We start from the raw sequence: 19,293 nt of genomic DNA, 5'->3' as shown, positions 1-19,293 counted from the left end.
ACATCGGCCACCTCGTCACAACCATCGAACCAGCCGAATGTTCAAACTACTTCGAAAGCGCCGGATACGCTTCCGTCAAAACCTGAAAGGCTCTAATGGGTGGTCGCGACCGCAGACGAGGACCAGTGGCACCCAGCCGATCGTATGAAAACCAAGCTCGTGTGGCATTTGCTCCGCGCGCCACATGACACCAAGATCGGCCGTCCCCTCCAGAACCATGTCGGCGATAATCGTCGAAGGCGGAAATTTCAGTTCCAGTTCGACGTGGGGAAATTCCTGTGCGAAGGCAGCAAACACTGTGGCTATGGCAGGTTCGGGAAACAGCTCATCCATGGCGACGACGAGCCGGGATTCGACATGCTCGCCAAAATTTCGGGCGACGGAAACGAGATGTTCGCGCCGAGCGAGCAACAAACGGGCCTCGGGCAACAGCCGCGCACCCGCCTCCGTCAGCGCTGGATTGCGGGACGCCCTGCTGAACAATTTGACGTCGAGATCGTCCTCCAGTGAAGATACCAGCACGCTTACAGCCGATTGTGCTTTGCGCAGATGCCGTGCCGCCGCTGAAAATGACCCATGTTCCGCTGACGCGACAAAGGCTTCGAGTTGTTCGAGTTCAATCCCCATCTATCTGAAATCCAGATACTATCTAACTTTTACTATTCCAATAATAGGATAGAAGCAGCCGCGCTAACAGTAGGGATTGAAATAAATGCGCAGCTTTATGGACCGTGTCCGCCATGCTCTGATGTTCGAAATTATCGGTCTGGCCATATTCATACCCGGTTCCGCTGTCCTGTTGAACAAGCCCGTCATGGATATGGGTGTTATCGGCATTATTTCGGCGACCACGGCAACCGTCTGGAATTTTCTGTTCAACCTGGGATTCGACCGGGCAGTGCTGTATCTGGCTGGAACCAGCCACAAGACCGTGGCAGTCCGGATGGTTCACGCTATCCTGTTCGAAGGCGGATTGGTCGTGCTTCTGATCCCGTTTATCGCCTGGTATCTGGGCATATCGCTTATCACGGCGCTGCTGATGGACATAGCGATTATCATTTTTTATCTCGTTTATGCATTTGTGTTCAATATTGCATATGACCGGCTCTTCCCGGTTCCATTGCGTTCTGCGGAAGCAGCCTGAGACACCTCGATCTTCGGATTTGCTTTTTTCACGGATATTGCGCGCCGGTCACCGTGAGATAGACCGCATAGAGCGATTTGGTCGCGGCAATGAACAGCCGGTTGCGGCGCGGGCCGCCGAAGGCAACATTCGCAACCGTTTGGGGCACCCTGATCTTGCCGAGAAGCGCACCTTCCGGCGAAAAGCAATGGACGCCGTCACCCGCGCTGGTCCAAAGATTGCCGTCCGTGTCGAAGCGGAACCCGTCAGGCAATCCATTGTCGATGGTGCAGAAAATGTCTCCGCCTGTCACGCTCCTGCCATCGTCCGCCACCTCGAAAACGCGAATGTGACGCGGCGCGGTCTCATCATGGCTATAGGCACTGTCGGCAACATAGAGCCTGGTCTCGTCGGGCGAGAAGGCAAGGCCGTTCGGCTGATGGAAGTCGGTGATGACGGCATCAAGCTCGCCTGACTTTAGGTCCAGGCGGTAGACGTTGCGCGTCGGCTGTTCCGGTTCAGCCTTGTAGCCCTCATAATCCGCCATGATGCCATAGGTCGGATCGGTGAACCAGACCGTGCCGTCAGATCGCACGACCACATCGTTCGGCGCGTTGAGCTTTTTGCCCCGATAGCTGTCGGCGAGCACGGTTATGCTGCCATCCGGCTCCGTGCGGGTGACGCGGCGTCCGCCATGCTCGCAGGTGACCAGACGCCCCTCGCGGTCACGCGTATTGCCATTGGCGAAATTGGAGGGCTGGCGGAACACGGAAACTCCGCCTGCAAGAGTGTTATCCGGCACCCAGCGCAGAATGCGCTGGTTGGGTATGTCACTCCACAAAAGACAATTCAGATCATTGAACCAGACCGGCCCTTCGGCCCAGCGGCATCCGGTATATAGCACATCCAGATCGGCACTGGGCACGATCATCTGCCGAAAGCGTTCGTCATGGATTTCGTAGATCGATACAGTTTGAGACAAGGGGAGTTACTCCAAAAAGGCTAGCGATCTGCCCGACGACCGCTGGCAAGAAAGATCACTGCGATGATGGTGACACCGGTCAGGACGAGGCGAACGCCTGCCCCGAAGCCATAGGTGTTGAGCATCGAGACGATGAGGAACATGAAGAGCGCAGCGCCCCATATGCCGGGAATGTTGGAATCGCCACCCGCGACCGCCGTGCCGCCGACAATGACGACGGCAATCGACATCAGGAGATATTCCGCCCCCATATTGAGCGCCGCACCGCCGGAAAAGCAGGCGAGCAGAAAACCGCACAGCGACGCCAGCACCGCGCAGAGGAGATAGGTCACGAAGCGCGTGCCATCGACTGGAACGCCGGCCATGCGTGCGGCGAAAGGATTCTGGCCGATAGCCGATATCCAGCGGCCATAGATGCTTTTCTTGAGCAAAACCCAGCCGATTACCGACAGAACCAGCGCCACGATGGCGACATTGGGAATGCCGATTGTCGAGGACGTTGCGAACTGGGCCAGATTTTCAGGCGGCTTCACCCGCAGGCCGCGATTGCTCCAGATGGCGACGGACTGGATCAGGAAACTCATCGACAGCGTCGCAATGATCGGCGGAATACGCAGGAGCTTGATCAGCGCATAATTGCAGATGCCGATGCCAAGGCCGGTCAGCAATGCAACAGCAAGTCCCGCAAGCACCATGCCGTTCTGCGTGTCCATGAGTTTCAGCGCCAGCGTTGCGGCCAGTGTCATCGTGGCGGGCACCGACAGGTCGATATTGCCGGGACCGAGCGTGATCACGAACATCTGTCCAAGGCCGACGATGACCGAAAACGAGGCAAAGGTGAACGCTGCGTGGGAAAGCCCTTGCGCGCCCGCACCGCCAGTAAAGAGGATCGTGATGATCCACACTGTTGCAGCTGCAACGAAAGACCAGATCCAGGGACGGCTGGTAAAAGCACGAGCCAGGGTCATTGCTTTATCTTCCTCTTTTCAAGGCGGTTGAGGAAAAGGCGCAGCGCCAGCACGACGATGAGAATTCCGCCCTGCGCACCGATCTGCCAGTCGGGCGAAATGCGCATGAAGGACAGGAAGGAACCGGCAAGTGTCAGCGTCAGCGCGCCGATGACGGCACCGAAGGGTGACACGCGACCGCCGACGAATTCACCGCCGCCAAGAATGACGCCCGCAATCGAAAGCAGCGTGTAGCGCAAAGCGATATTGGCATCGGCGGATGTGGTAAGCCCGACCAGTGCGATCCCCGCCAGAACGGCAAACAAGGCGGCAAGCGCATAGGTTCCGGCGCGGATCGCCGTGATCGACCATCCGGCGCGTTCGATGGAGCGCGTATTGCCGCCCGCGCCCCGCACCAATACGCCGAAGGTCGAGCGCATGACGATGAAATGCGTGACGGCGGCGATCAGGATGCTGGCAACGATGGCCATGGGCACGAAGGGTGGCTTGACGGTCATGATCCAGCGCGCCCAGTCCGGTGCCTGTCCGCCGGGCGATGGTAGCAGCAGAACCGCAAGTCCGCCCCAGACGAAGCTCATGCCGAGCGTGACAACGATGGAAGGCAGGTTGCGCAGGTGAATGATTGCGCCCAATGCCGCATAGGCGGCTATTGCGGCAATCAGGATCGCAACGCCGATGACAGGCGAGGTATTGAGATAGGTCGCGGCCACACACACGACGAAACTGACGAATGTTCCCATCGACAGATCAAGATCGTTGACCGCCATGATGAGCATCTGTGCGATCGTGGCCAGTGCGATCGGCACAGCAAGATTGAAGAGGAGATTCAGCCCCATATAGCTCATGGCGCGAGGCTGCATGTAAAAGACCGCTGCCAGAAGCAGCAGGAGCGAGAAAACGGGTGTCAGCAGACGGATGGAGGCGGAAGAGAGGCGCATCAGTCGTGGCCTCCCTCGAAGGATGCGGCAAGCACGTTCTTTTCCGTAATGTCGTGGCCGGTCAGTTCCGCGACAATGGCGCCGTCACGGAAAACATAAACCCGGTCGCAGAGTTCGATTTCGTCCATTTCGGTGGAGTACCAGATAAAGGTGCGTCCATTTTCGGCCTCGTGGCGCAGAATCTCGTAGACTTCCTGCTTCGTGCCGACATCGACGCCACGCATCGGATCGTCCATCAGGATGGTGGCGGCGCTGGTTGCCAACGCACGGGCGAAAAGGACTTTCTGCTGGTTGCCTCCAGAGAGCGACAGGATGCGATTGGCCATATCCGGGGTGCGAATCTGGATGCGATCTTTCCATTGTTTACCCAGTGCGTCCTCCTGCGCCGTATCGACGAGCTTGAACGCGGACAGCCGGTCGAGCGAGCCGACGGTAAGATTGTGCAGGATACTCCAGAGCGGAAATGTGCCATTGAGGTTGCGGTCGCCGGCAACGAAGGCGACCTCGCAATTGCGTGCAGGCAGCCAGTTCGGGCGCCGCGCATAATAAAGATCGAGCAGCATTTGGGTCTGCCCATGCCCGGCAAGACCGGCAAAACCGATTACCTCACCCTGGAATGCATGAAATGGCGTGATGTCGTTTACACACTTGGCCGAGGAGAGGACGGGTTCACCCGTTGCATCGACATTCATGACGCGGCGCGCGGCTTTCTCGCGCTCGACGCTGCCCATGGCTTCGACGAGGCTGTGGTTGGTGAAATCACCGGCTGGCTTGTTGGCAACCACCTTGCCATCCTTCATCACCACGATGCGGTCCGAGGTGGAGAGGATTTCGCCCAGCATATGCGAAATAAGGATGACAGAACCGCCTGTGCCGACGAAACTGCGGACATAGGCCATAAGCTGGGCCGCAATCCCCGTATCGAGCGACGAGGTTGGCTCATCCAGAATGACCAGTCTGGGCGGCGTGCCGGGCGCGGTGAAATTGATGGCGATTTCAACCATCTGCCGCTCGGCGATGGAAAGTTCATCGACGGTGGCCAGGCAATCGATCTTGTGACCGGGGAAAATTTCGCCGAGCTTCGCGGAAATGAGTGCAACGGCCTTGCCGCGCCAGTTTCTTCCCTTGATATCCGGCTGCATGATGCGAACGTTTTCCGCAATGGTCAGGTTCGGGAATAGTGAAAGTTCCTGAAACACGCAACGTATGCCGTGCCGGCGCGCCACCGCGATGCCGTGACCTGTCTCGCCATGATAGGAAATGCTGCCTTCATGCGGGCTCAAGCCCCCGTTGATGACATTGACGATGGTGGATTTTCCAGCACCATTGTGGCCAACCAATCCCATACATTCGCCTTTGTGGATGACAAGTTCTGCACCATCCAATGCCTTGACCGCACCGAACTGCACACGAACGTTGCGTGCGGCGACGACCTCCCGTTTCTCGGCTGTTTCTGTCATATACTCAACTGGATCATGAGAAATGAAAGGGGCGGAAACCGCCCACCCCTGTTTGGGCCGGTGCGCCTATTTTGCGGTGTCTATGACCTTCTGAGCGTCCTCGAGCGAATATTCGATATTCGCGACACCACCCTTCTGGGTGCTAGCGAGATCCTTGTCCAGCGATTCCTGACTGACGCTGAGGAAGGGAACGACGAGGTCCTTCTTGACTTCCTTACCGTCAAGGATCTGTTGCGCCACCCAGAAGGCGAGAGTGGATACGCCCGGCGCAATCGAAACCGACATGGTTTCATAGCCGTTTGCGTCCTTTTGCTGTTTCCACCATTGCAGTTCGTCTTCGCGGTTGCCCATGATGATGATCGGCGTTTCGCGCTTGGCGGCGGCGAAGGCCTGCGCGGCACCATAGCCATCACCACCCTGGGTCACGACCGCATCGATTTTCGGCAGGCTTGGAAGAATGCCCGCCACCGCGCGCTGGGCCACGTCTGCTGCCCAGTCGCCATTGACGGAGCCGACGACCTTGAATTTCGGATGCTTTTTCAGGCCTTCTTCAATGCCTGCATGGATGTTGTCATCCACGGAAACACCCGCAAGGCCGCGGATTTCCAGAAGGTTGCCGCCGTCAGGGAGGCGCTTTGCCAGATAATCGATCTGGCCTTCGCCCATGGCCTTGAAGTCGACTGCAATGCGCCATGCGCAGGGTTCGGTGACAGTGCCGTCGAAGGAAACGACTGTGATGCCGGCATCGCAGGCTTCCTTGACCGCGCCGTTCAAAGCCGTCGGCGAGGCCGCATTGATGACGATCGCGTCGTAGCCCTGCAGGATCATGTTCTGGATCTGCGCGGCTTGTTCGGTCGCCTGATTTTCAGCGGTGGTGAAGGCATCGGCCGCCGACACGACACCGGCCTTTACGGCTTCCTTGGTGATCTTGTCCCAGCTTTGCAGCATGGCCTGACGCCATGAATTGCCTGCGTAATTATTGGAGAAGGCGATTTTCTTCGATGAGGTGTCGGCGAATGCGCCGTCCGCCGCAAGCACAGCTGCAAACGCCGCGGATGCAAAAAGGATTCTGCTGATTTTCATTCGTTCCTCCCGGTTGCCGAAAATACGATCCGCAGCGTCCCTGCGCTTCGGATCGTTTTTAATTAATATGGCGCGAGCCTTCCGCACCGCCGCTCCTCAACGGCACCAGTATGCACGCGATGCGATTTTACGCTCTTGTTTCGCGGGCAATTTTCTGGTGAAGCGAGGATGAAAGAAGCGGGGCTTCCTGTGAAGGTCGAATGCAGCAACTGCTTTGCGGGTTTGTGCAGCAAAATTGCGGATTCCCGCAAGACGCGCCGGAAGGAAGACGGCGTAGAATGAGACGACTGGTTCGCGTTCTGGAGGAGAGACGCTTGCTTGAACTTCCGCCCGAAAGGCTGCTCGACCATTATCTGAATATTTCCAGGTTGCTGGCAGGGCAACTCGATTTCGATTCCATCATCCAGGCGGTGGCGGCGGAGATCGCGCATATTCTGCCGTACGACCATCTGGACGTCTGCATAAAGATGCTCGACGGCAAATTTCACATCGCTTACGAAAGCGGTATCGCGACCGCCTGGAGCCGCAATCCACCGGCGCTCCTGTCGGGCAGTCCCATTCGTACGGTTCTGTCCGGCGACGTCGGTTATCTCCTGACCGACGATGCGCGCACTGATCCGCGCTTTCATTTCGAAGGTGCGTTTTCCAGTCCGATCATCGAACACGACCTGAAGGGACGCCTGCATGTGCCGTTGAAGGCGCAGGGCGACATTATCGGGGCATTGAGCTGTTCCAGTCTGAGACCCGCCTGTTATTCCATGCGGGACGTGGAAAATGCCCAGTCGATTGCCGATCTTCTGGCTCCCTATTTCTTTGCCATTCGCGCGGCTGAACAGGCCAAGCGCTCGGCCATCGTGGAAACCGAAGCCCGCGCCCGCGAGGAAGGCCTGCGCTTCGGCGCGCTCAAGCTGACGGAGGCGCTCGAAACCGAACGCCATCGCATCGGCATGGATTTGCACGATCAGACGCTGGCCGATCTTACCCGTCTTGCACGGCATGTGGAGCGGCTTACCTACGCACCGGATATCTCCGGTGAACAGCTTGAGCCGCTGTTTCGCGGGCTTCAGCATTGTATGCACGATCTCAGGCAGATCATCGAAGAAGCAAAACCCTCCATCCTTCAGCTTTTCGGTTTCGTCCAGGCAACGGAAAATCATCTCGACCGTTCCGTGCGCGACAGCGGCTCGGCTATCCGGTGGACGCTGGACGACCAGAGCGACGGCATGGCCGACCGGCTGGAAGAAACGGTGGCGACGTCCCTGTTTCGTATCGTGCAGGAGGCGATCAATAACGTGATCCGTCACGCCCATGCCGGCGAATTGCGCGTCAGGCTGTGCAACAGGGGCGGAAGGCTTCTGGTAGAGGTACTCGACGATGGTATCGGCATGGACCGGCAGATGCAGCATTCCGGCGCGGGAATGGGACACGGAATCGACAATATGCGCACTCGTGCGCGGCTGATTTCCGCAAACTTCGCTATCAGAAAGAATGGAGCGAGTGGCGGCACCAGCGTGACCATCCACCTGCCGGTGGAAATGTGCCGATAAGGGGAGGGTAGAATGTATGTTCTGATCGTGGAGGACGACCCGCTGCACCGGGCTTATCTCGGCGAGGCGGTACGGGCGGCTTTGCCCGAATGTGGTGACATATTCGAGGCGGCAAATGGCGCGGCAGGCGAGAAACTCGCGCGCCAGTATCGCTCGGCGCATATCGTCATGGATCTCCAGATGAACGGGCGCAACGGTATCGAGGCGGCCCGCACGATCTGGAAGGAAAATCCCGAAACCCGCATCCTGTTCTGGTCGAATTATGCGGATGAAGCCTATGTCCGCGGCGTGTCGCGCATCGTACCGGAAGGCGCGGCTTACGGTTACGTTCTGAAGTCAGCGTCCGATGACAAGCTGCGGCTGGCACTGCGCAGCATCTTCGTTGAAGCGCAATGCGTGATCGACCGGGAGGTCCGCGGGCTTCAGCAGAAGAGTCTGGATCATGCCAGCGGATTCAGCGAAAGCGAATATGAGATTCTGGTCGATATCGCGCTGGGATTGACGGATCGCATCATCGCCCGTCGCCGCAATCTGTCGCTGCGCAGCGTCCAAAACCGGCTGCAGCAGCTTTATGAGAAGCTCGGCGTCTATCAGAACAAGGGCGAGGCGGATGAGGAGCGCTTCAATTTGCGCACCCGCGCGATCACCGTGGCGCTGCAGCGTAAACTTCTCAATTACAGCGCGATCGAACGGGCGGAAGCGGAACTGAACGACTGGCTTCGCAAGGCGTCGTTGCGTTGAAATGAATCGGGACGGCAGGCTTTCGAGCTCGCCGTCCCAACAGACCCTAATCCGCCCAGCAATAACCGAAGGCGCAGCCGGAAATCGTTACTTTCTGCGACACGGCGAAAGGGTTTTGTTCGTCAAGCGTGATGCGTACCAGACGCGAGCGGTCACGCGGGCGAAACATATTCTGAAATTCGGCAGGCAGGGCGTCGGCAACCGTCAGGATGGCGTCGATCTGACCGCTGGCCGACTGGGCGCCGCCTGAAATGTTGACCGGCATGCCTTTTTGAACATTGAACAGATATTCATCCGGCAGATAGGCGAGGATGTAGGACTTGCCCCCGTTGATCTGCATCAGTTCGTCACTGAATTTCACGACCTGGCCGGGGAGCGGGACCTTGGCGCCCACAATGCCCGTCATGTTGGCGCGCAGGTAACCCTGATCATAGATTCCGTTCAGTTTGTCTATTGCCTGGCGATAGATCGCACGGGACTGCTGAAGCAGCTTCAGTTCGTTCTCCGTCGCTGCCTTTTCGCTTTGCAACTGGGCGACCCGCTCGGCTGCTTGCAGGCTGTTGCGCAACGCGTCGTCCTTCGCGAGCGAGGACACGATGCCCTTGCCGGAAACCGTATCGAACTGGCTTGAAGTTACTTTCGTTTCACGAGCGGTGCGTTCGGCCAGTGGAAAAACGGCATTGATGGAGGCCAGCTTTCCCTGAAGCTGCCCCTCGCGAATAGCGAGGTCGCTATCGCGGAAAGTGATATTGGCCAGTTCCTGGATCATTTCGAACGACTCGATCCGGGCAAGTTGCGTGCCGACCTGGACTTTATCGCCTTCCTTGACGAAAACTTCCGTAACCTTGCCCGGATAGTTGGCGCTCACCAGATAGCGTTCTTTCAATATGGTGCCGTCAATGGACAAGACGAACATGTTGCCGATGAGATAATAGGCGAGCGAGCCCAGAAAAACGATAACGAGGCCGAGATAGATCGAGCGCCCCAGCTTGCCGGATGACGAGCGCTTCTGGGCATCGAGAACATCGATGCGAGTTTGTTTGCGTAGACGTTTCACTTGATTTTCCGTTTTTACCAGGGACGCTGCATACGAACTTTCACCGGTGTGTAATTGTCACGGTGAGAGCCGGAGAACACCCATTCGTCAATATAGGCAATGAGCCTGACGGGTCGCATGACATAAGTCATGAAGAGGGAATAACCCGGCAGGAAAAGGAGATTACGCAGGAACACGTGCCGACCCGTACACCAGGCCGAAGCCGCCAGAATGAGGATGTCGATGGCCAGCAGGCCAATCTGCATGGCGATCAGGATTGCCGGCGTGAAGGCTCCATATTGCAGGAACAGCCAGACCAGATAGGCCGGGAAAATGAACGCCCCCACGACATTGAAGAGCAGGAAGTCCCATTGATGGACGGCCTCCGTAATGCGAAACGCCGGGGACAATGGATTCATCAGTTGCACATGCTTGCGATAGCGAATCCAGATCGCGTCGCGCTCCCAGCGCAGGCGCTGGCGTATATATTGATATGCGGTCGTCGGCACGTCCGTGTAACATACCGCTTCCGGCGCATAGTCGATCCGCCAGCCTTTCAGGCGAAGACGGATTGTCGTGTCGAGATCTTCACCACCGCCCACATCGAACCCGTGAATATCGTCCAGTGCCTTGCGCCGGAAGGCGCTGAAGGCTCCAGAGGCGCAGACCACCTGATTGACGGCGCTTGCGATGCGCTTGCCGATCGCGATGGACTGCAGATATTCGATTTCCTGAAACTGGGCGATCACGCTTGCCTGGCTGTTGCGCGGAGCGATATCTCCGCAGACGGCGCCGACGCGCGGGTCAGCGAATGGGCGCAACAGATATTCGAATGCATGGCGATCGAACGAGCAATCGCAATCGACATTGATGATGATGTCACCTGAAGCGTAGGTGCAGGCCAGGTTGATGCCGCTCGACTTGCCGCCCCGCAGGTCGGTCGACAGCACTTTTGTTGCCAGTCCGCGTTTGACGAGGGACTGGGCAACCTGAACCATGCGATCGGTAGAGCCGTCGCTGACGATGACGATCTCGAAATCCTGCATGGATTGCTCACGTAGCGAGCGGACGCACGCCTCGAGCGCATCTTCCTCGTTGTGCCCAACAAGAATGACACTGACGCTGGGATGTTTGCCGACGGGCCCGTCGTTATCGGGCAAAGCCTCGCTGTCCGGCGAGCGCATGGCCATGCCAGCGACCAGAAACGGCAGGATATAGCGCGGAAATTCGAAGATAAGCGTGTACCAGAAGACCGACATGATGCTGAGGGTCGTCTGGCTCAGCAGAAAGGCAAAGCCTAGTTCCAGCGTGTTCACGGTCAGCTTCTTCCCAGACGCTGTTTTACCGTCAGCACGGGAGACAGTTTGACCCGAAGGACTTCTTCGCTACGAGCAACCGTCGTCTGCAACTCCCGCTCCAGATCCGTGTCGAAACGTTCCGCCAGAAGATAAGCCATATCGCCGTTCACGAAGAGCGAAGCAGCGGTACCCAGACGGTTGCGAAGATTCTCGAAAAAGAGGTCCCGCGACTTTTCAAATGTGGGGCGGCCATTGACCGAGATAACCTGCTCGCCATTGGCAAAGCGAACTTCGGCCAGGGCGGCATTCATGCCCGCCGACGCGCCGATACGCGCGATCTCCCTCTGTAGCGATACCGGCAACGCGGTTTCAATGGCGGAGTTCCTGCCTTCCAGAAAGGCGACCCCGGCGTCCGTCAGAAGGTAGCTATACAGATCCACCTGCTGGATCGCCTCGCCGTCCATGCGGGCGTTGCAGTCCAGGCAAACGAAGCCAACCTCGAGTTCGGAGGAAGTCGCCTCGCAGGTGTTGCATGTGTAGGCTTCGCCGGGCCGATCGTAATCTTTTCCGTAATTGCGCAACTGGCGCTGGCATTTCGGGCAGACGAGCGACATACCCTGACGGAATTGCTCTTCCGGCAAAACCGCAGCGCAATGAAAATGATGGATAAGCGGCGTTTCGTGCAGATCGGCCGAACGGGCACTCCTCACGTACGCTGAGCCGACGCGATTGACAGGTTCCACATTCGTGCAACCGGTCGAAGAAGCGTTTTTTGAGAAAGCCGCGCAATGCCAGGTTTTCGGCCAGCGGTACGATCTTCCCCGCCGAACAGAAGCCTGGATAGCAAATGGCTTCCGGCGCAAGAGGATAGCGCATTCCGCGCAGTTCCTTGTTCGAAACGTACATCTGAGCCAGAAGCTGGATCTCGGGATCGACCGTCTGGCGATATTGCGGTGCGAGTGTTTCGCGATTTTGCTGGAATTTGAGAATGCGCCGCGCGGTCTCCGCCCATGTACGGGGTTCGAGGAGATCAAAATGCGCGTCGGCGAAATCGCCTGCACGACCCTTGAGGTCGATCAGCGGGGACTGCAATGAGCCGGCAAAATCACGAATGTTGTGAAGCGGCGACGAACGCCGTTCGTCGGCAAAAAGAATCGCGTCGACATGGCCACCCGTATCGGCATCGAACAGAAGGCCGAAAATCTCGTCCAGATGTGCGGGTGTGCGGGGGAACCAGCGAGCTGTCGGTTTCCAGTTCAGTCCGGCTTCCCGCCAGGCTGTCCGTATCTGCCCGGCAAGCTGCTCAGGTGTTGCGACCGAGCTGTGTGCCGGACGTTCGCGGCCAGTTGTAGGAATAGTCATGATGGGCTCATAGGTGGTTGACGAGGAACGTATCTGACTGTTGCTCCGGGAGCCTCAGCCTCTAAAAAGCTCTTGCACATCCGTGATGAACCGAGCCTGAATAAGTTTTTGAAATTCTTGAATTTCAGCGTCTTCTTTGAAGGGCTTAATTCGCGAGCATCCATATAGATGCCCCCAAGAAAAAAGCAATGGGCGGTCGTGGCTTTGATGCAACTATGCGTGGTTTTCTTTTGGTTTTCCCGCTCGGAAATTTCGAGCTTCGATTCTGTGCTTGTCGGGAACGCATTTTGTCGCCCGAAAAGGCTGTCGTTGGGTAATTTGTCGGCTGAAGGTGTCCGTTAGACATAAAAAAATCCGGTGCCTCACATGAAGGGGCACCGGAATAAACCGATCTGAAACGAGCCGCTGTCCTGCGGCCAGGCTGAGCTTATTTCAGGTTCAATGCAGGCAGCGTTGTTACTGCCGTTGGAATCTTGATCGTCAGCATATCCTTGGCGTCAAGGTCCAGATCCTTGAAGGCTACGCCACGCAGAACCTGTTCTTCGTAGGTTTTGACATAGTAAATGTCATTCTTCATGTCGGCTACCGTCGACCATTGGGTGTAATCGACAGGCTTGTCTTCTTCACCAGCTTCACCTTGAACTACCCCTTTCGGAATATCGAAATTGTTGAGGATATGTTCGGCGAGACGGACGCTTTCGATGCCGCTTGGTACCTCGCGGGCTGAAAGTAGGTTGGCGCTGGCCCGAACGAAGCGCGACGGAGGTGTCATGTCACCCGGTACGCCCAGCATACCCGATCCCTCGCCAATCTGGCTGATTGTCAAGCCGTTGATCTTCATCGCCTTGACGTTTTTGGGCGACAGATTCACATAGTTGCGCAAATTCGTCATATGCCAGTCGAAAGACGGTGCGTTAGTCAGTACGCTAAGCGGGTTGTCGTAGACTTTGAGCTTGCCGTCGATCGGCTCGATCACGATCGATGCACCTGAGGCATCGTGCAATGTATAGTGAACGGGTGGGGTGAAGCCCATATCGACCTGCTTGACGCCAACGACAGTAACGTCTTCAAGCGCCGCCTTGACTTCCGCTACGGTGGAGAAGTTGCCGAGCGCCCAGCTCAGGAAATCCCAAGGGGTAAGGCTATCTTCCGGCTTTACCGAGGAAGGGTCAGGATATTGTGCGAAGCCTGGAAAATACAGAATCCCGCCTGCAAGCCCCTTTTCGTTCATGCCGTCAACCAGTGCCGGCAGGTCGAAAGCATTCATGCCGATAGCGGCATATTTAGCCTTCCACTTCTTGCCGACCATATCAGCCGAAAGCTGCGAAGTCATTTCGAAATTGCGCGGGATCATGATCATTTTGGAATCGATCTTGAAACCGAATTCCATTGTGCGCCCATAAACGAAACCGCTATCCGTCGACGGTAGAATGAAGCTGGTACATGCGTAAGCTGCCTGCGGCAGAACCAACCCTGCGGCAACGAGGGCAACCGCAGCGCCGCGGGCTAACATCCGACACGATGATTTCCAGACTGAAGATCTCTTTGACATGCGTTTTACCCTGGATTGCAATGAGTTTGACAAATGAGCAGGCTCTGGCCGAGATCGTCTCTACAATCCATAATGGTCTCATCTCATGCTTCGGATTGTGCGAAATCAGGGCTGTTGCGGAAATTATACTGTTCTTCATCCGAATCAACAGTTAAAAGTATAGAATCTACATTACGGTTAATAATAAAGCTACATCGTACATTAGGAACTTATAATATAAAATCGGTTTTAAAATAGCGGATATATTTCATTTTTCAGAGTCTGTTCCAAAATTCGTAGCTCGCTGGACCAGGAGCGTTGCCGTATTGATAATGGCGACTTGTCGGGCTTGGGGCGGTATGAGTAAAACAAGGGCGGTTTCGATCACGAGCCTGAATGTGCCGCTTTTAGAGCATAATCCGACCGGGGTGAAACGAGCGCGATCAAGATTATGCTTAAAATAAAAGAGGTTAGAGCGCCAATCTGATTCAATCGGATCGAAGTACGCTCCTACCGCATCGGGAGAAGCGTAAGCAACGATAGGAAGGTTATGATGTGGCGTCTTCCAAGTTGTGTGTTTTGTCGCCTGGAAGACGCGATCAGCAGACTGTCTTCTTTTCAGACGTCTGCTGTTATTTTTCCGGGAACAGGAACGTGGTTACGAAGCGCGCGCCCCATTTGGGGCCATTGTCTGGAGCGGCAGCATAATAGCGCCCCAAAACACCTATGCTGACGCGCTGTTCGCCAAACTTGAACACTTTTGAAATGCCGGCATTGATCAGCACGGTCCATTCCTTGGAGACCCAGTCGTAGCTTGTCTCGGACGTCAAGGTGAGTGCCGTCGTATCCGGGAAAGTGAAGGTCAGGAATGGCTGAATGAAGCTCTGGCTGACGTCGTCGCGATCTTCGTGCCCAGCATAGGACCAGATATGATTGGCAAGAGCGCCGTATGTCCAGCCGCCATGTTGTTTAAGGATGACGCCTGTTGGACCGGCGCCCCACTTTTCCGTGCCAAGTTGGTGATCCGTTGCCGTTGGCCAGAGAAAAACGGGACCGACGCCCCACGTCACGCCATTCTCCGTGTTTGCGGGCGAAAAGAAAAAGCTTTGTGTCGTATCGCTGAGGCCGAAACGGCTGTCGAACCCCGTTGCCGGCGACTCCTGGTAAACGAATGGCACAATGGTGCGCACAATAAGGTTCCAGTCGTCATTCAAAGAGAAAGGCACAACCGGTTGAATATTGAGCGTATAGCGATAGGCGTCCTTAGGGCCATAGCAGCAATCGTAATTGCTTTGAAACGGCACGCTGATCAGACTGGAAATGGGATTGGCAAGTTTTTTTGCCAATTCCTGGCTTTCGTCAGCCCTGGCAAGTGTTGCGCTGCTTGTGGCTAAAAGCAGGCCGGCAAAAATCCCCAACGATAGTTTCAACTGCCCCTCCATCCCGAAAAAATGACGACATATTCGTAAAATTATTCACGATAAGAATAATTAAAGTCTTTTGCTTGTCCAATTCAAAAAGAAAAATTTCCACCATACTTGTTGATAAATATATATTAGATGAGCTTAATATTCATGACGCTTTTCGGGAATGGATACTGAGCGTCGCTTTGTCGGGCCGATCACCCTGACCTGATGGCGGCTCTGTTTTTATGTCGGTCATTATTACGATCACCCTCTTCGTCACCGGCGACGGTCCTGTGGCGGACATACTCTGGCCGGTACATCAACAACTTGGCTTTTTGCTGTTTCTGCTTGCCTTTGCTCGCGGCGGCTGGGGAATCATGAATATTGCCACGCCCACACAAACATGGTCTGGCGGGAAAGCTGACAACTGTCGGGCGCCTGTTTCTCTATGTGTTGATGCTCGTTGTTCCGGCCTTGGCGCTCTTGCACGCATCAGGCGATGAATATGGCTTCTCGTTTCTGGGGGAATGCTTTTGGAGCGTTACGCCGACAGACTTGCAACATAGCGTTACGTCAGCCGATCTTCTCGCTTGGCTGACGCAATGCGGATCTTTTCAGTTTGCCGGATTCGGTCTTTGGTAGAGCGGGAATCCATTCGATTTCACGGGGATATTTATAAGGCGCAAGGTTGCTTTTGACATGATCCTGCAGGGTTTTCGTTAATTCATCGCTCCCGGTAAAGTTGTTCTCGAGAACCACGAAAGCCTTGACGATAAAGCCGCGTTCGCTGTTTGGAACGCCAACGACGCCGCATTCCCTGACCGCCGGATGTTCGAGCAGGCAGGTTTCAACTTCCGGTCCCGCTATATTGTAGCCTGACGAGATAATCATATCGTCGCTTCGCGCCTGGTAACGAAAATAACCCTCCTCATCGATGATGTAGGTGTCACCGGTCATGTTCCAGCCATCCTCGACATAGACGGCCTGACGTTCATCAGCCAGATATTTGCAGCCGAGCGGACCGCGCACGGCCAGTCGCCCCGGCTCTCCGGGGAGGCAGGATTTTCCATTTTCATCGAGGACGCAGGCTTCATATCCCGGCACGGGCTTGCCGGTCGCTCCCGGCCTCACCTCGGATTCTTTCGCCGCGATGAAGATATGCAGCATTTCGGTGGCGCCAATTCCGTCGAGCAGGGTCAGGCCGGTCGCGCGCTTCCATGCATCGAAAGTCGGTAAAGGCAACGCTTCCCCTGCCGAAACGCATTTGCGCAAGGACCTCAGGTCATATTCGTCGATTTTGCCGAGCATCGCGCGGTAGGAGGTTGGCGCCGTGAAGCAGATCGTGGCTTTGTATTCACCGATGGCGCGGGCGAGATCGTCGGGAGCCGTCTTTGCCGGCAAGGCGGTCGATGCGCCGATGCGAAACGGAAACAGTACCAGGCCGCCAAGGCCGAAAGTGAAAGCCAGCGGTGGCGAACCGATGAACACGTCGTCTTCATGCGCTTCGAGGATGTGTCTGGCGTAGCAGTCGCAGACGATGAGCAGGTCACGATGGAAGTGGATCGTGGCTTTCGGCAGTCCCGTCGTGCCTGAAGTGAAGCCGAGCAGACATGGGTCGTCTGCCCGTGTCGCTATCGGCTCGAACCGGTCGGACTGATCGGCCAGCAACGCGCCCAATTCGCCTTCGGCATGTCCCTGCCACGAGATAACCTGTTCCACCCAGGCGGTTTGCCGTACCGCCTGCATCATTTCCTCCATCAGGGATGCATCGCAAAAGACAAACCGTATCCGTGCCTTGTCGATGATCTTGACGAGTTCCTTGGAGCGCAACAGGGGCATGGTGGCGACGACAATGCCGCCTGCCTTGATGATCGCCAGATAAAGGGCAATCTGGGTAGGGGTATTTGCCGAGCGCAGAAGTACGCGGTTCCCGGTCTGCATACCCAGTCCCGACACAAGCAGATTGGCTATCCTGTTCACGACCTGCGACAGATCGCGATAGGTCCAGCACAGGCCCGGAGCGCGGATGGCGATACGGTCGCCGCGTCCGGCTTCAATATGGGCATCGACCAATTCGTGGGCGGCATTGAGGTGTTCGGGATAGCCGAGTTGTTCAAGGTTGATGATGCCGGGCATGGCTTCCGCTGGCGGCAGATTGTCGATGACAAATGTGTCGACGTGAGACGTAACAGGCATGGAAACCTCCTCATGCAATGCTTTGGGTGTTAGTGGATTGAATTTGACGTTTGATATCCGCCCGATATAAATCTCGCTTCAAACGTCAAATTCGAAAAAATCCACTAAAATCATAAGCTTACTGGTTGTCTTTTCGATTTCGACATTTGTTCGATGCCTGTATCCGAGGGATACAAATGTCGAAATCAGACCACTGGCAGGCCCTACGGACAGTCAGACTCGCGGGGAAAGCTGAACGGTGTGGCCGTCGTCCCGTCTGGAGAAAAAGCGCAACTGCGCGGTCACGCGAAAGCCGATCAAGAGCATGAAGTTGTTCCCTTATTATTTTTCGGTTGTGTCGAGAGTGTATTTTAAGTTTAAAATATATTCGCTCGATGAAGGACGTCAACCCCGCTTGCCGCTCCGACGTCTGATTTTATAAAATCGAAAATCTCTTTTATTTTATAAAATTATGTGTAGCATCGAAAGCGGCGCAAGTCTGGGAGGATTTGATATGAACAAAGTTCGCGAGAATTATCGCGAGGACGTGGCAGGGCGCGCCAATGTGGAGGATACGCCCGAGCTGCTGGCCTATTACGACGAACTCGATAAGCACAAAGCTGGTGCGCTGTGGACCGTCGCCAACAAGATCGAGCCGTGGGAGCCGAAATCGGCTTCGGTTCCGGTACTTTGGCGTTATACGGATTTGCGCGAGCATGTGCTGCGCTCTGTCGAGCTGGTGACGCCGGAAAAAGCTGGCCGTCGCGTGATTTATCTCAACAATCCCGGTCGTCAGGATGTGGCGGCTGCCGTTGGCTGGCTCTATTCGGGTTTGCAGGTTATGCATCCGGGCGAGGCCGCATCGGCGCATGCGCATTCTGCGTCCGCGCTGCGCTTCATCATGGAAGGTTCGGGCGCCTATACGATCGTTGACGGGCACAAGATGACGCTTGGCGCCAATGATTTCGTGCTGACGCCCAACGGCACCTGGCATGAGCACGGCATCGCCGAGGATGGCGCGCCCTGCATCTGGCAGGATGGTCTCGATATTCCGCTGGTCAATGCGCTCGAAGCCAATTTCTATGTGGTTCATGAAGATCTGCGGCAGGCCGTGGGTCATCCGGTCAACGACATGACCGCGACCTGGGGCAATCCGGGCCTGCGCCCGGCGGAGGGCAAATGGAACCACGCCTATTCGCCGATGTTCAAATATGAATGGGCGCCGACTTATGAAGCGCTCAGCCGTTATGCGCCCGTGACCGATGGCTCGCCTTTTGACGGCGTGTTCATGAATTATGTCAATCCGCTCACCGGCGGGCCGGTGATGCAGACCATTGGCGCATCCATGCAGATGCTGCGTCCGGGCGAAAAGACCAGGGCGCATCGCCATACCGGCAGCGTGCTTTATCAATGCGCCAAGGGCAGCGGTTATTCGATCATCAATGGCAGGCGCTTCGACTGGAAGGAGCGCGATATTTTCTGCGTGCCGTCCTGGGCCTGGCACGAACACGCCAATGGCTCGGATCGTGACGATGCCTGCCTGTTCTCCTTCAACGACATGCCGGTCATGCATTCGCTCGGGCTCTATCGCGAGCAGGCTTTCGCCGACAATGGCGGTCATCAGCCGATCACGGAATAGAAAG

The 19,293-nt window shown here is 56.2% G+C and carries 16 protein-coding genes and 2 pseudogenes; 5 read left to right on the top strand and 13 right to left on the bottom strand.

The genetic code is table 11. The features are described 5' to 3' along the window. Nucleotides 1–93 precede the first annotated feature (93 nt). A pseudogene (locus FHS76_RS10365) lies at nucleotides 94–627 on the bottom strand (LysR family transcriptional regulator); the annotation flags it as partial. 85 nt (nucleotides 628–712) lie between these two features. On the opposite strand from FHS76_RS10365, the gene FHS76_RS10360 reads away from it, so the two are divergent. Then, nucleotides 713–1,144, top strand: coding sequence for a PACE efflux transporter (locus FHS76_RS10360; RefSeq protein WP_183651687.1), 432 nt, complete (start codon nucleotides 713–715; stop codon nucleotides 1,142–1,144). Between the two features lie 28 nt (nucleotides 1,145–1,172). Here FHS76_RS10360 and FHS76_RS10355 read toward each other — a convergent pair whose 3' ends face one another. The 5 genes from FHS76_RS10355 to FHS76_RS10335 all read right to left on the bottom strand — a co-directional run bounded on the left by FHS76_RS10355 (nucleotide 1,173) and on the right by FHS76_RS10335 (nucleotide 6,554). Beyond that, complete coding sequence (locus FHS76_RS10355; protein ID WP_183651747.1) at nucleotides 1,173–2,054, bottom strand: SMP-30/gluconolactonase/LRE family protein; 882 nt, start codon at nucleotides 2,052–2,054, stop codon at nucleotides 1,173–1,175. Between the two features lie 71 nt (nucleotides 2,055–2,125). Continuing rightward, the gene (locus FHS76_RS10350; protein ID WP_183651685.1) at nucleotides 2,126–3,073 is read right to left on the bottom strand and encodes an ABC transporter permease; all 948 of its coding nucleotides are present in this window, start codon (nucleotides 3,071–3,073) and stop codon (nucleotides 2,126–2,128) included. After that, nucleotides 3,070–4,011 carry an ABC transporter permease gene (locus tag FHS76_RS10345; protein WP_183651683.1) on the bottom strand — a complete coding sequence of 314 codons (942 nt, stop codon included), beginning with the start codon at nucleotides 4,009–4,011 and terminating at the stop codon, nucleotides 3,070–3,072. The genes FHS76_RS10350 and FHS76_RS10345 overlap by 4 nt, the downstream gene beginning before the upstream one ends. Next, the gene (locus FHS76_RS10340; protein WP_183651681.1) at nucleotides 4,011–5,471 is read right to left on the bottom strand and encodes an ATP-binding cassette domain-containing protein; all 1,461 of its coding nucleotides are present in this window, start codon (nucleotides 5,469–5,471) and stop codon (nucleotides 4,011–4,013) included. The genes FHS76_RS10345 and FHS76_RS10340 overlap by 1 nt, the downstream gene beginning before the upstream one ends. A 66-nt stretch (nucleotides 5,472–5,537) precedes the next feature. Beyond that, a complete protein-coding gene (locus FHS76_RS10335; protein WP_183651679.1) occupies nucleotides 5,538–6,554 on the bottom strand; it encodes an ABC transporter substrate-binding protein in 1,017 nt (338 codons plus the stop codon). 314 nt (nucleotides 6,555–6,868) lie between these two features. Between FHS76_RS10335 and FHS76_RS10330 the strand changes: the two genes are divergently transcribed. Together FHS76_RS10330 and FHS76_RS10325 are read left to right on the top strand one after the other, a co-directional pair. Next, a complete protein-coding gene (locus FHS76_RS10330; RefSeq protein WP_183651676.1) occupies nucleotides 6,869–8,101 on the top strand; it encodes a GAF domain-containing sensor histidine kinase in 1,233 nt (410 codons plus the stop codon). Between the two features lie 12 nt (nucleotides 8,102–8,113). After that, nucleotides 8,114–8,842 carry a response regulator gene (locus FHS76_RS10325; protein ID WP_183651671.1) on the top strand — a complete coding sequence of 243 codons (729 nt, stop codon included), beginning with the start codon at nucleotides 8,114–8,116 and terminating at the stop codon, nucleotides 8,840–8,842. Nucleotides 8,843–8,888: 46 nt separating this feature from the next. Here the strand turns inward: FHS76_RS10325 and FHS76_RS10320 are convergent, their stop codons facing one another. The 6 genes and pseudogenes from FHS76_RS10320 to FHS76_RS10300 form a co-directional block, all read right to left on the bottom strand. Next, nucleotides 8,889–9,899 carry an HlyD family secretion protein gene (locus FHS76_RS10320; protein WP_183651668.1) on the bottom strand — a complete coding sequence of 337 codons (1,011 nt, stop codon included), beginning with the start codon at nucleotides 9,897–9,899 and terminating at the stop codon, nucleotides 8,889–8,891. Nucleotides 9,900–9,913: 14 nt separating this feature from the next. Next, complete coding sequence (locus FHS76_RS10315; protein WP_183651666.1) at nucleotides 9,914–11,194, bottom strand: glycosyltransferase; 1,281 nt, start codon at nucleotides 11,192–11,194, stop codon at nucleotides 9,914–9,916. A gap of 2 nt (nucleotides 11,195–11,196) precedes the next feature. Further along, nucleotides 11,197–11,640: a hypothetical protein gene (locus FHS76_RS22550; protein WP_235992638.1), complete on the bottom strand. Its 444-nt coding sequence runs from the start codon at nucleotides 11,638–11,640 to the stop codon at nucleotides 11,197–11,199. Nucleotides 11,641–11,655: 15 nt separating this feature from the next. Further along, nucleotides 11,656–12,082 (bottom strand): annotated as a pseudogene (locus FHS76_RS22545) (TackOD1 domain-containing metal-binding protein); the annotation flags it as partial. Between the two features lie 883 nt (nucleotides 12,083–12,965). Then, on the bottom strand, nucleotides 12,966–14,090 hold the full coding sequence (locus FHS76_RS10305; RefSeq protein WP_183651663.1) for a linear amide C-N hydrolase: 1,125 nt from the start codon (nucleotides 14,088–14,090) through the stop codon (nucleotides 12,966–12,968). Between the two features lie 611 nt (nucleotides 14,091–14,701). Beyond that, nucleotides 14,702–15,511, bottom strand: coding sequence for a hypothetical protein (locus FHS76_RS10300; protein WP_374828577.1), 810 nt, complete (start codon nucleotides 15,509–15,511; stop codon nucleotides 14,702–14,704). Nucleotides 15,512–15,720: 209 nt separating this feature from the next. On the opposite strand from FHS76_RS10300, the gene FHS76_RS10295 reads away from it, so the two are divergent. Continuing rightward, nucleotides 15,721–15,978: a hypothetical protein gene (locus tag FHS76_RS10295; RefSeq protein WP_183651660.1), complete on the top strand. Its 258-nt coding sequence runs from the start codon at nucleotides 15,721–15,723 to the stop codon at nucleotides 15,976–15,978. 70 nt (nucleotides 15,979–16,048) lie between these two features. On the opposite strand, the gene FHS76_RS10290 is transcribed toward FHS76_RS10295, so the two are convergent. Further along, nucleotides 16,049–17,671 (bottom strand): AMP-binding protein, encoded by a 1,623-nt coding sequence (locus tag FHS76_RS10290; RefSeq protein WP_183651656.1) that lies wholly within the window; start codon nucleotides 17,669–17,671, stop codon nucleotides 16,049–16,051. 493 nt (nucleotides 17,672–18,164) lie between these two features. Between FHS76_RS10290 and FHS76_RS10285 the strand changes: the two genes are divergently transcribed. Then, entirely contained in the window at nucleotides 18,165–19,289 is a 1,125-nt protein-coding gene (locus tag FHS76_RS10285; RefSeq protein ID WP_183651653.1) for a cupin domain-containing protein, read from the top strand. The last annotated feature ends 4 nt before the right edge of the window (nucleotides 19,290–19,293 follow it).

The sequence above is a fragment of the Brucella daejeonensis genome (assembly GCF_014199265.1).
Taxonomy (GTDB): domain Bacteria; phylum Pseudomonadota; class Alphaproteobacteria; order Rhizobiales; family Rhizobiaceae; genus Brucella; species Brucella daejeonensis.
Note: the sequence above shows the minus strand (reverse complement) of the source record. Positions and strands in the feature narration are given on the sequence as shown.

Bases quoted from the DNA above. Each gene is read 5' to 3' on its own strand.
- FHS76_RS10305 (WP_183651663.1), bottom strand. From the start codon at position 14,090: ATGTCAAAGAGATCTTCAGTCTGGAAATCATCGTGTCGGATGTTAGCC.
- FHS76_RS10350 (WP_183651685.1), bottom strand. From the start codon at position 3,073: ATGACCCTGGCTCGTGCTTTTACCAGCCGTCCCTGGATCTGGTCTTTC.
- FHS76_RS10285 (WP_183651653.1), top strand. From the start codon at position 18,165: ATGAACAAAGTTCGCGAGAATTATCGCGAGGACGTGGCAGGGCGCGCC.
- FHS76_RS22550 (WP_235992638.1), bottom strand. From the start codon at position 11,640: ATGGACGGCGAGGCGATCCAGCAGGTGGATCTGTATAGCTACCTTCTG.
- FHS76_RS10290 (WP_183651656.1), bottom strand. From the start codon at position 17,671: ATGCCTGTTACGTCTCACGTCGACACATTTGTCATCGACAATCTGCCG.
- FHS76_RS10325 (WP_183651671.1), top strand. From the start codon at position 8,114: ATGTATGTTCTGATCGTGGAGGACGACCCGCTGCACCGGGCTTATCTC.
- FHS76_RS10345 (WP_183651683.1), bottom strand. From the start codon at position 4,011: ATGCGCCTCTCTTCCGCCTCCATCCGTCTGCTGACACCCGTTTTCTCG.
- FHS76_RS10335 (WP_183651679.1), bottom strand. From the start codon at position 6,554: ATGAAAATCAGCAGAATCCTTTTTGCATCCGCGGCGTTTGCAGCTGTG.
- FHS76_RS10295 (WP_183651660.1), top strand. From the start codon at position 15,721: ATGTCGGTCATTATTACGATCACCCTCTTCGTCACCGGCGACGGTCCT.
- FHS76_RS10360 (WP_183651687.1), top strand. From the start codon at position 713: ATGCGCAGCTTTATGGACCGTGTCCGCCATGCTCTGATGTTCGAAATT.
- FHS76_RS10300 (WP_374828577.1), bottom strand. From the start codon at position 15,511: ATGGAGGGGCAGTTGAAACTATCGTTGGGGATTTTTGCCGGCCTGCTT.
- FHS76_RS10355 (WP_183651747.1), bottom strand. From the start codon at position 2,054: ATGATCGTGCCCAGTGCCGATCTGGATGTGCTATATACCGGATGCCGC.
- FHS76_RS10340 (WP_183651681.1), bottom strand. From the start codon at position 5,471: ATGACAGAAACAGCCGAGAAACGGGAGGTCGTCGCCGCACGCAACGTT.